10 protein-coding genes are annotated in these 8,644 nt (G+C 69.9%); all 10 read left to right on the top strand.

Annotated elements, in window-relative coordinates:
- The first annotated feature begins 95 nt into the window (after window positions 1-95).
- The gene (locus RDU12_RS08845; protein WP_300289710.1) at window positions 96-1,220 is read left to right on the top strand and encodes a hypothetical protein; all 1,125 of its coding nucleotides are present in this window, start codon (window positions 96-98) and stop codon (window positions 1,218-1,220) included.
- A 57-nt stretch (window positions 1,221-1,277) separates the two neighbouring features.
- Window positions 1,278-2,426: a beta-ketoacyl-ACP synthase III gene (locus RDU12_RS08850; RefSeq protein WP_300289712.1), complete on the top strand. Its 1,149-nt coding sequence runs from the start codon at window positions 1,278-1,280 to the stop codon at window positions 2,424-2,426.
- Window positions 2,426-3,094, top strand: coding sequence for an iron-containing redox enzyme family protein (locus tag RDU12_RS08855; protein WP_300289713.1), 669 nt, complete (start codon window positions 2,426-2,428; stop codon window positions 3,092-3,094). Before RDU12_RS08850 ends, RDU12_RS08855 begins: the two co-directional genes overlap by 1 nt.
- The gene (locus RDU12_RS08860; RefSeq protein ID WP_300289714.1) at window positions 3,091-3,993 is read left to right on the top strand and encodes a DUF6999 family protein; all 903 of its coding nucleotides are present in this window, start codon (window positions 3,091-3,093) and stop codon (window positions 3,991-3,993) included. Before RDU12_RS08855 ends, RDU12_RS08860 begins: the two co-directional genes overlap by 4 nt.
- A 91-nt stretch (window positions 3,994-4,084) precedes the next feature.
- Entirely contained in the window at window positions 4,085-5,188 is a 1,104-nt protein-coding gene (locus tag RDU12_RS08865; protein WP_300289715.1) for a bifunctional transcriptional activator/DNA repair enzyme AdaA, read from the top strand.
- Entirely contained in the window at window positions 5,169-5,693 is a 525-nt protein-coding gene (locus RDU12_RS08870; protein WP_300289716.1) for a methylated-DNA--[protein]-cysteine S-methyltransferase, read from the top strand. The genes RDU12_RS08865 and RDU12_RS08870 overlap by 20 nt, the downstream gene beginning before the upstream one ends.
- Before the next feature lie 374 nt (window positions 5,694-6,067).
- The gene (gene nadA, locus RDU12_RS08875; protein WP_300289717.1) at window positions 6,068-7,147 is read left to right on the top strand and encodes a quinolinate synthase NadA; all 1,080 of its coding nucleotides are present in this window, start codon (window positions 6,068-6,070) and stop codon (window positions 7,145-7,147) included.
- Window positions 7,148-7,348, top strand: a complete 201-nt coding sequence (locus tag RDU12_RS08880; RefSeq protein WP_308684465.1) for a hypothetical protein — start codon at window positions 7,148-7,150, stop codon at window positions 7,346-7,348.
- A 115-nt stretch (window positions 7,349-7,463) separates the two neighbouring features.
- Entirely contained in the window at window positions 7,464-8,315 is an 852-nt protein-coding gene (locus tag RDU12_RS08885) for a metalloprotease (protein WP_300289720.1), read from the top strand.
- Window positions 8,312-8,644: FAD-binding protein (locus RDU12_RS08890; RefSeq protein ID WP_308684466.1), on the top strand; the 333-nt coding region annotated here is incomplete at its 3' end. The genes RDU12_RS08885 and RDU12_RS08890, both read left to right, overlap by 4 nt.

The following is an 8,644-nucleotide window of genomic DNA, read 5'->3' on the forward strand; positions in this document are numbered from 1 at the left end:
GCGAGGCCATGCTGTCGGCGCTGGCCGACGAATGGCGGGGCATCTCGGCCTCACTCGAGAAGATTCTCTGAAACCGGGGCTGAAGGGGAAGACCAATGGACCTGATCGACCGATATCTGAACGCCGTCGCCGCCCAGCTGCCGCAGGACGAACGCGACGACATCATCGCCGAACTGCGCGACCTGATCCTGAGCCGCTTCGAGGCGAAGGAAGAGGAGCTGGGCCGCGCCCTGACCGACGACGAGCAGGAGGCCATCCTTCATGAGATCGGCCATCCGCTCGTAGTCGCGGCCCGCTATCGCAAGGGGCCGGATTCGCTGATCGGGCCCGAGCTATTCCCCTACTGGCTGTTCGCGGTGAAGGCCGGTCTGCTGGTCATGCTGGCGGTGCAGGCGATCGGGCTGTTCGTCAGCCTGGTCAGCGGCCCCTCCGACGCCGGCCGGTCGATCGGCCAGGCGATCAACGGCTTCATCAGCTCGGGCCTGACCCTCGTGGGCGTGGTCACCGTGATCGGCGCGGTGATGGAGCACATGGGCTATCGCCCGGGATGGATGAGCAAGTGGAAGGTCAACGAGCTGTCGGCCTTCGGCCTGTCCGACCCGGCGGCCTGGGGCGCGGCCATGAGCGGGACGAAAACCGCGAAGGCGACCTGGGCGCCGCGCAGCCTCGGCCGCTCGAAAGTCTGGCCGGGCGGGGAGTATCTGTTCTCCTTCCTCGCGGTCGGCGTCTTCGTGCTGTGGTGGATCGGCGCCATCCACTTCCCCGGCCTGATGCATATCGGCCTGCGCGGCGAGGACGCGGTGGTCACCGGCGCGCCGATCTGGACGACGCTGTACGGGGCTATCCTGTTCTACGCCGTGGCCCAGATGGCCGTCGATCTGGCCAGCCTGGCCCGGCCCACCGCGGCGCGGATGCGGGCCGCGGGCCAGGCCGTCATTGCAGGGGCCGGCCTGTGGCTGACCTGGGCGATCTTCGAGGCCGGGCACTGGTTCACCCTGACCCGGGACGGCGAGACGGCGCGGATCGCCGGCGACTGGACGCTGCTGGACTTCGACCAACTGCGGGCGCTCGGAGACGGGACGCGGGATCTGGTCGGCGTGGCCAGCACCCTGTCGCTGGTCATGACCTGGGTGCTGGCCATCTCGGCGATCAGCCTGATCTTCAAGATCGTCGCCAATCTGTGGCGGGTGGTCCAGCCGGAGCCGCGGACGGCCGCCTGACGGACGCTTCATCCGGACGCCCTTCTTCCGCCGGATGTTGTCGGGCAAGCTGCCGGCATGAGCGAAACCGGCGCCCGGCTGCGAGAGGTCTACATAACGGGGGTCGGGGCGCATCTCCCCGGCCCGCCGGTCGGCCCGGACCGGATGGAGGACCACATCGGCCGCATCCACGGCCGGCCCTCGGTGGTCGGCCGCCGGGCGCTGCGCTGGAACGGCATCGGGACCCGCCACTACGCCATGGCTCCTGACGGGACGGTGGTCGACACCAACGCTGGAATGACGGCGAAGGCCGTGGCGGCGGCGCTCGATGACGCCGGGCTGGGCCTCGGAGACCTGCAGCATCTGGCCACGGCCACGACCCAGGGCGACTACCTCGTGCCCGGCCACGCCACGGCCGTCCACGCCGAACTGGGCGGGGGACCGATGGAGATCGCCAGCTATCAGTCGGTCTGCGCCTCGGCCCTGATGGCCGCCAAGGGGGCCTGGCTGCAGGTGCGGGCGGGGGAGGCGGACGTCGCCGTGGCCGCGGCGGGCGAGTTCTCGTCGCGCTGGTTCCGGCCCGGCTTCTACGAGGGCACGGCCCTGGTCGACGCGAAAGGGCGGCTGGCGACAGAGGCGGACTTTCTGAGGTTCACCCTGTCGGACGGCGCCGGGGCGGTGGTCATGGAGCCGCGGCCGCGAGCCGACGGCCTGTCGCTGAAGGTCGAGTGGATCGACCTGACCTCGCTGGCGGGGCGCTTCGATCCCTGCATGTGGGCCGGCGCGACGCGGGCGGACCGCGCCGACATGGCCAGCGCCTGGAGCCATGCGGGGCCGACGGCGGCGCATGCGGCGGGGGCGGTGGCGCTGCTGCAGGATTTCGAACTGCTGAAGATCGTCATCCGGGCGTGGATCGGCGTCTGGCTGGAGAAGGTCGACAGCGGGCGGATCGTGCCGGACTCGGTCGACCACCTGCTGTGCCACTACTCCGCGCGGTCGCTGCGCGAGGAGATCGTGGGGCTGCTGGAGAACACCGCCGCCATGATCCCCGAGGAAAAGTGGTTCACCACCCTGCCGGAGACGGGCAACATCGGCTCGGCCTCGATCTGGGTCATGCTGGAGGCCTTCATGAGGAGCGGACGGCCGAAGCGGGGCGACCGGGTGCTGTTGATCGTGCCGGAGAGCGGACGGGCCATGATCGGCTTCATGATGCTGGAGGCGGCGTGATGGCCGACGCCGCCGTGGCCGAAACCCTGCGCAAGCTGGCGGTGGTGTTCGCGGACTTCGAGCAGCGGCTGGAGGCGACGCCGCTGATCCGCAAGCTGACGCGGGGGCGGTTCGAACTGGCCGACTACCACGCCTTCCTGATCAACCTGCGCCAGCAGGTGAAGGACGGGGCCCTGTGGATGAGCCGGGCCGCGTCGAACATCGGCGAGGACCACCTCGAACTGCGCTCGACGCTGATGAAGCACGCGCTGACCGAGCATCGGGATTTCCGGCTGCTGGAGCAGGATTACGTCGCCTCGGGCGGACGGCTGGAGGACATCCTGTCGGCGCGGAAGAACGTCGGGTCCGAGGCCCTGTCGGCGTGGATGTTCCACGAGGCGTCGAAGCCGGATCCCTTCGGCCTGCTGGGGGCCATGTGGATCATCGAGGGGCTGGGCTCGATCAAGGCCAGGCCTTGGGGGCTGAAGGTCCAGGAGCGGCTGGGCCTGCCCGACGAGGCGCTGCGCTTCCTGCTCTATCATGGCGACAACGACGTGGCGCACATGGAGGAGTTTCGCGAGATGCTGGCCATGGTCCTGCCGGACGAGGCCGTCGCGGAGCGCATCGTGACGACGGCGAAGGTGACGGCGCGGCTGTATGCGCTGCAGATCGAGGAGATCGCGGCGTGACGGCCTACGATCCGTTCGCGACCATGGCGCACGATCCGCGCGATCCGGACCCGTGGCTGGCGCTGTATCTGGACCAGAGCCTGCCGATCGACCCCGAGGCCAAGCGCTGTCTGCTGGTCGGGGCGCGGTCGTGGTCGCGGCGCTGGCTGTTCCCGGTCAGCCGGCCGCTGGTGATCCTGTTCTTCTGCGTGGTGAAGGTGCTGCGGGCTATCTCGCCGCGCTTCCCCAACCTGAACGGTCTGCTGCACAAGACCATCCACTGGGGCCTGCGCACCTTCGGCACGCCCGAGACCAACACCCTGATCCTGCGCCATTTCCACGTCGGCACCGAACTGCTGGCCTTCATGCGGATCAACGCCGGCGCGGCGGACATCTCCAGCCATCCATTGCGGCCGACGAGGCTGAAGGACATTGAGGACAATCTGTTCCTCCAGCACGACCTGAACGTCTTCAACTTCATCATCGAACTGAACCAGCGGCTGCGGGCCGAGGGGCGGGAGATTCTGCCGGCGGAGAGGCTGGATTTCTCGATGATTTCGGACACGTTCCCGGCCTTCGAGACGTTTCCGACGGGGCCGCTGAACAGGATCGACGTGCAGACGGCGGTGGAGTTCTACACGCCGCTGTACGCCCTGATGCTGCCGCGGAACGACTTCGTGCGGGCGGCGCATTCGCTGCAGCTGGACGAGACGGTGGCCATCTACATCGCCCGCATCCTGGGCACGGATTACCATCTGAATTTCATCAAGAACGGCCATCCGATGGTGGCGCTGTCGACGCTGCAGGCGGGCTACCGGCTGATGATGCACGGGCTGGACTGCGAGGCCCTGCACGGCTGGCTGCGGGCGATGAAGGCGCGGCAGGCGGCGGGGCTGCCGGTGGACCCAGCGGCGGCCTGACCACGGCATCACGTTCGCCTACCGCTTCGCTGCTTGAGGCAATGTCCGAAAACCGCGAGACTCTGAGGCCGGCAGCGCTCATTCTGCGGTCATGGAAAACGCCCGCGAGCTCGATCAGGAGGCCTGCTACCGCGCCGTGCTGACGCGGGACGCGCGCTTCGACGGGCGGTTCTTCGGCTGCGTGAAGACGACGGGCATCTACTGCCGCCCGGTCTGCCCGGCGCGGACCCCGAAGCGGGAGAACATGGTCTTCGTCGCATCGGCGGCCGCGGCCGAGGAGGCGGGCTTCCGCGCCTGCCTGCGCTGTCGGCCCGAGACGGCCCCGGACATGGGCGCGTGGCGCGGCACCTCGAACACCGTCAGCCGGGCGCTGGCCCTGATCGAGGCGGGGGCGCTGGACGAGGGAGACGTGGACGCGCTGGCCGGACGACTGGGCGTCGGCGAGCGGCATCTGCGGCGGCTGTTCCGCCAGCATCTGGGCGCGGCGCCGGTCAGCGTGGCCCAGACGCGAAGGGTGCTGCTGGCCAAGGCCCTGATCCACCAGACCGACCTGTCGATGGCGCAGGTGGCGCTGGCCTCGGGCTTCGGCAGCGTGCGGCGGTTCAACGAGACCTTCCAGACTCTGTACGAACGCCCGCCGTCGGCGCTGCGCCGGCGCGGCGAAAGGGTCCACGAGGGCGGCGTCCGGCTGAGCCTCACCTACCGTCCACCCTATGACTGGGAGGCGATGCTGGCGGCGCTGGCCATGCGGGGCGACGCCGTCGAGGGCCGCAAATGGTCGCGCGTCCTGACCCGGGCGATCGACGGGGCCGAGGGGGCGGTCTCGGTCGACCCGGGGGAGCCAGGGCGGGTCTCGGTCTGCGTCGAGGCCGACGACCTGAAGGCGCTCCCGGGCGTGCTGGCGCGGGTGCGGCGGGTGTTCGACCTGTCGGCGGACCCGGACGCCATCGGCCGCGACCTGTCCGCCGACCCGGTACTGAAGCCGCTGGTCGAAGCGCGGCCGGGGCTGAGGCTGCCGGGCGACTGGATCGACGAGGGCGCGGAGCCGCCGAACGACCGCCTCGAGGATGCAACGCTCGCCGGGCGCGCCGAAAGCTGGCGGCCGTGGCGGGCCTATGGCGCCCTGCATCTGGCCACGGCCGGGATCAGCGGCGCGGACCTGATGGAGACACCCGATGCCCAACGTGCAGCCTGAAACCCTGACCCTGGATCGCGTCGCCACGCCGGTGGGCGAGGTCCTGCTGGTCACGGACGGGGAGGGCGCCGTCCGGGCGCTCGACTTCTCCGACTACGAGGCGCGGATGATGCGGCTGCTCGGTCGCCACAGCCCGGGCTTCACCCTGACCGACGGGCGCGCGCCCGGGACGGTGCGCCGCGCCGTCGAGGCCTACTTCTCCGGCGATGTCCGGGCGCTGGACGGGGTGGCGGTGAAGACCGGCGGCACGGCGTTCCAGAAAGCCGTCTGGGCCGCCCTGCGCGCCATCCCCGCGGGCGAGACGCGCAGCTACGGCCAGCTGGCCGCGGCGATCGGCTCGCCCAAGGCTGTCCGCGCCGCCGGGCTGGCCAACGGACAGAATCCGGTGGCGGTGATCGTGCCCTGCCACCGGGTTATCGGCGCCAACGGGACGCTGACGGGCTACGCCGGAGGGCTGGAGCGGAAACGCTGGCTGCTGACGCATGAGGGGGCGACGGTGTTGTAGCCGCTTGTCATCCCGGCCGACGCGAAGCGGAGAGCCGGGACGGCAAGACGTCAAAAGGCGCTGTCCCGGAAATCGCACCGCGATTGTCCGGGAGCAGGGTAGCCATCTCGCCGGGTCTGACCTGTCTCCCGGATAGCTGCTGGCGCAGCTTCCGGGAGGAGAGCGGTTCTTGGCTGAGCGTCCCGGCTCTCCGCTTCGCGGCGGCCGGGATGACAAGGACCGAATGGCAGGTCTGACCTCTTGCATTTTCCGGCCATCGTCCTAGATTGCGCCTGCTTATGCTGAAAGTGAGCATAAGTCGGCGGCGGACCCCTTGAGCCACCGCCGTTCTTCGGGCCCATGATTTGCTCAAATCGAGCAAAAGGGGAGTGGAAATGGCCGACGGCGCCTTCGGACTGAGCAGGGAACTGGAACTGGCGACTGCGCCCGTCTGGGCCAAGGTCCGCGATCATGTGACGCCGCTGGAGTGGCCCGCGCAGGCCGCGCTGATCCACGAGATCAACCAGCTGAAGCGCGAGCGCGACGCGGTCATCCTGGCCCACAACTACATGACGCCCGAAATCTTCCACGGGGTCGGCGACTATGTCGGCGACAGCCTCGGCCTGGCCAAGGAGGCGGCGAAGTCAAAGGCGAAGGTGATCGTCCAGGCCGGCGTGCATTTCATGGCCGAGACCTCGAAAATCCTGTCGCCCGAAAAGACCGTACTGATCCCGGACCTGAAGGCCGGATGCTCGCTGGCCGCCTCGATCACCGGCGCCGACGTGCGGCTGATCAAGCAGCGCTACCCGGGCCTGCCGGTGGTGACCTATGTGAACACCACGGCCGACGTGAAGGCCGAGACCGACATCTGCTGCACCAGCGCCAACGCCGTTCAGGTGGTCGAGTGGGCGGCCCGGCAATGGGGCGTCGATCGCGTCATCCTGATCCCCGACGAATATCTGGCGCGCAACGTCGCGGCCCAGACCACGGTCGGCATCATCGCCTGGAAGGGTCGCTGCGAGGTGCACGAGCGCTTCACCGCCGCCGACATCGCCGAGATGCGGGCCGCCTATCCGGGCGCCGAGATCCTGGCCCACCCGGAATGCCCGGAGGATGTGCTGGCGGCCTCGGACTTCGCCGGCTCGACCGCGGCGATGATCGACCATGTGACGGCCCGCAAGCCGAAGCAGGTGGTGATGATCACCGAATGCTCGATGGCCTCCAATGTCGCCGGCGACCTGCCCGGCGTCGAGTTCATCGGCCCGTGCAACCTGTGCCCCTATATGAAGCGGATCACCCTGGAGAACATCCGCGACTGCCTCGTCCACATGCAGTTCGAGGTGACCGTGCCGGAAGAGATGGCGGAGCGGGCGCGACTCGCGGTCCAACGCATGATCGATCTGCCGCCGCCCGCCGTTCCGGCGCGGTACGACCTCGTCAAGGCGCGGCATCATGTTGCAGTGGAGTTGATCTGAGTGGCTTGGGTAGGGCGTACGCCGGTCGGTTTCGTGATCCTGATCTGGAAATCGAAGCGCCGGTGGGTGGGATTCCAATGGGGCGGCGACATTCGCCGCGTCTACGAGGTGATGCTGCGCCGGGGCGTTCCCCGAAACACCATCGCCGCCGCCCTGGTCAGGGCCGCGCCGGCGGAAGCCCGCGCTCACAAACTGGATTGAGGCCGATGCACTACGTCCCGCCTGTCCGCGCCGTCGCCACCGTCGATCGCAAGACGCTGCGGCTTCTCGCCGTCCTGGCCTTGTGGCTCAGGGCGGAGAAGGCCACCTCCCGGGCATGAACGAAACTGACACCTCCCGCCGGCCGGGTCCCTGGGACCCGCGGCCTGAAGACGTCGCCGCGACGCCCGCGCCGGCCGAGCCGACGCGCGCGGTCGAGCCGCCGCTGGACAAGGGCCAGAATCCGGTCTGGGCGGTCGCCTCCACCCTGCTGCTGGGCGGCTTCATCTGGTGGATCACCGGCAGCTGGGTCATCGCCGTGGCGCTGATCTGGGGCCTGCTGGTGCACGAGTATGGTCACGTGCTGGCCATGAACCGCCTCGGCATGGGCCCCGCCCGGATTTACATCATCCCCTTTCTCGGGGGCGTCGCGAAGAGCCAGCGCCTGCCGCAGAGCGAATGGCATGGCGTGCTCGTCTCGCTCGCCGGCCCGGCGTTCGGCCTGCTGGCCGCGATCCCGTTCTTCGCCGGCTTCATCGCCACCGGCCAGGCCGCGTGGCTCCTCGGCGCGGCGGTGATCGCCGCCCTCAATCTGATCAATCTCGCGCCCGCCCCGCCGCTCGATGGCTCCAAGGCGCTGGGGCCCGTGCTGGCCCGCATCCACCCCATGGTCGAGCGGCTGGCGATGATGGCCGTGGGCGGTCTGGTGGTCTGGTGGGGCCTGGTGACCGGGCGATGGATCCTGGCCGCCTTCCTCGCCATCGCCCTCATCGGCCACCTGAGGCGGGGATCCTGGCGACCCGACGGGCGTCCGCTGAACGGTCGGGAGTCGATGTTCAGCGTCGGGCTGTTCATCGCCACGACGGCGGCCTGTGCGGCTGTCGGGCTCGCGGCCCTGATGCCGCTCGGCGGCGGCTCCCTGCCGGTCGCGCTGGACATCGCCGGCCGCTATCTGGGCGTCGGCGCGTGAGTCGCATCCAGCATGACGGGCCGCTGATCATCGGCGGCGGCCTCGCGGGCCTTTCGGCGGCGCTGGAGGCCGCGCCGCGCAAGGTGCTGGTTGTGACGCCGGCGCCGCTGCTGCAGGCCTGCTCCTCGGCCTGGGCCCAGGGCGGCGTGGCGGCGGCTCTGTCGACCACGGACGCGCCCGCGCTTCACGCCGCCGACACCCGGGCCGCCGGCGCCGGACTGGTCGACGCCGAGGCGGCCCGCCTGCTGACCGCCGACGGGCGCGCCACCGTCGAATGGCTGGCGTCCCTGGGCGCGCCGTTCGACCGGGACGCCGCCGGCGGCTTCGCC

This window comes from Brevundimonas sp. (assembly GCF_031082345.1).
GTDB lineage: Bacteria > Pseudomonadota > Alphaproteobacteria > Caulobacterales > Caulobacteraceae > Brevundimonas.

Bases quoted from the DNA above. Each gene is read 5' to 3' on its own strand.
- RDU12_RS08845 (WP_300289710.1), top strand. From the start codon at position 96: ATGGACCTGATCGACCGATATCTGAACGCCGTCGCCGCCCAGCTGCCG.
- RDU12_RS08850 (WP_300289712.1), top strand. From the start codon at position 1,278: ATGAGCGAAACCGGCGCCCGGCTGCGAGAGGTCTACATAACGGGGGTC.
- RDU12_RS08855 (WP_300289713.1), top strand. From the start codon at position 2,426: ATGGCCGACGCCGCCGTGGCCGAAACCCTGCGCAAGCTGGCGGTGGTG.
- RDU12_RS08865 (WP_300289715.1), top strand. From the start codon at position 4,085: ATGGAAAACGCCCGCGAGCTCGATCAGGAGGCCTGCTACCGCGCCGTG.
- RDU12_RS08870 (WP_300289716.1), top strand. From the start codon at position 5,169: ATGCCCAACGTGCAGCCTGAAACCCTGACCCTGGATCGCGTCGCCACG.
- nadA (WP_300289717.1), top strand. From the start codon at position 6,068: ATGGCCGACGGCGCCTTCGGACTGAGCAGGGAACTGGAACTGGCGACT.
- RDU12_RS08885 (WP_300289720.1), top strand. From the start codon at position 7,464: ATGAACGAAACTGACACCTCCCGCCGGCCGGGTCCCTGGGACCCGCGG.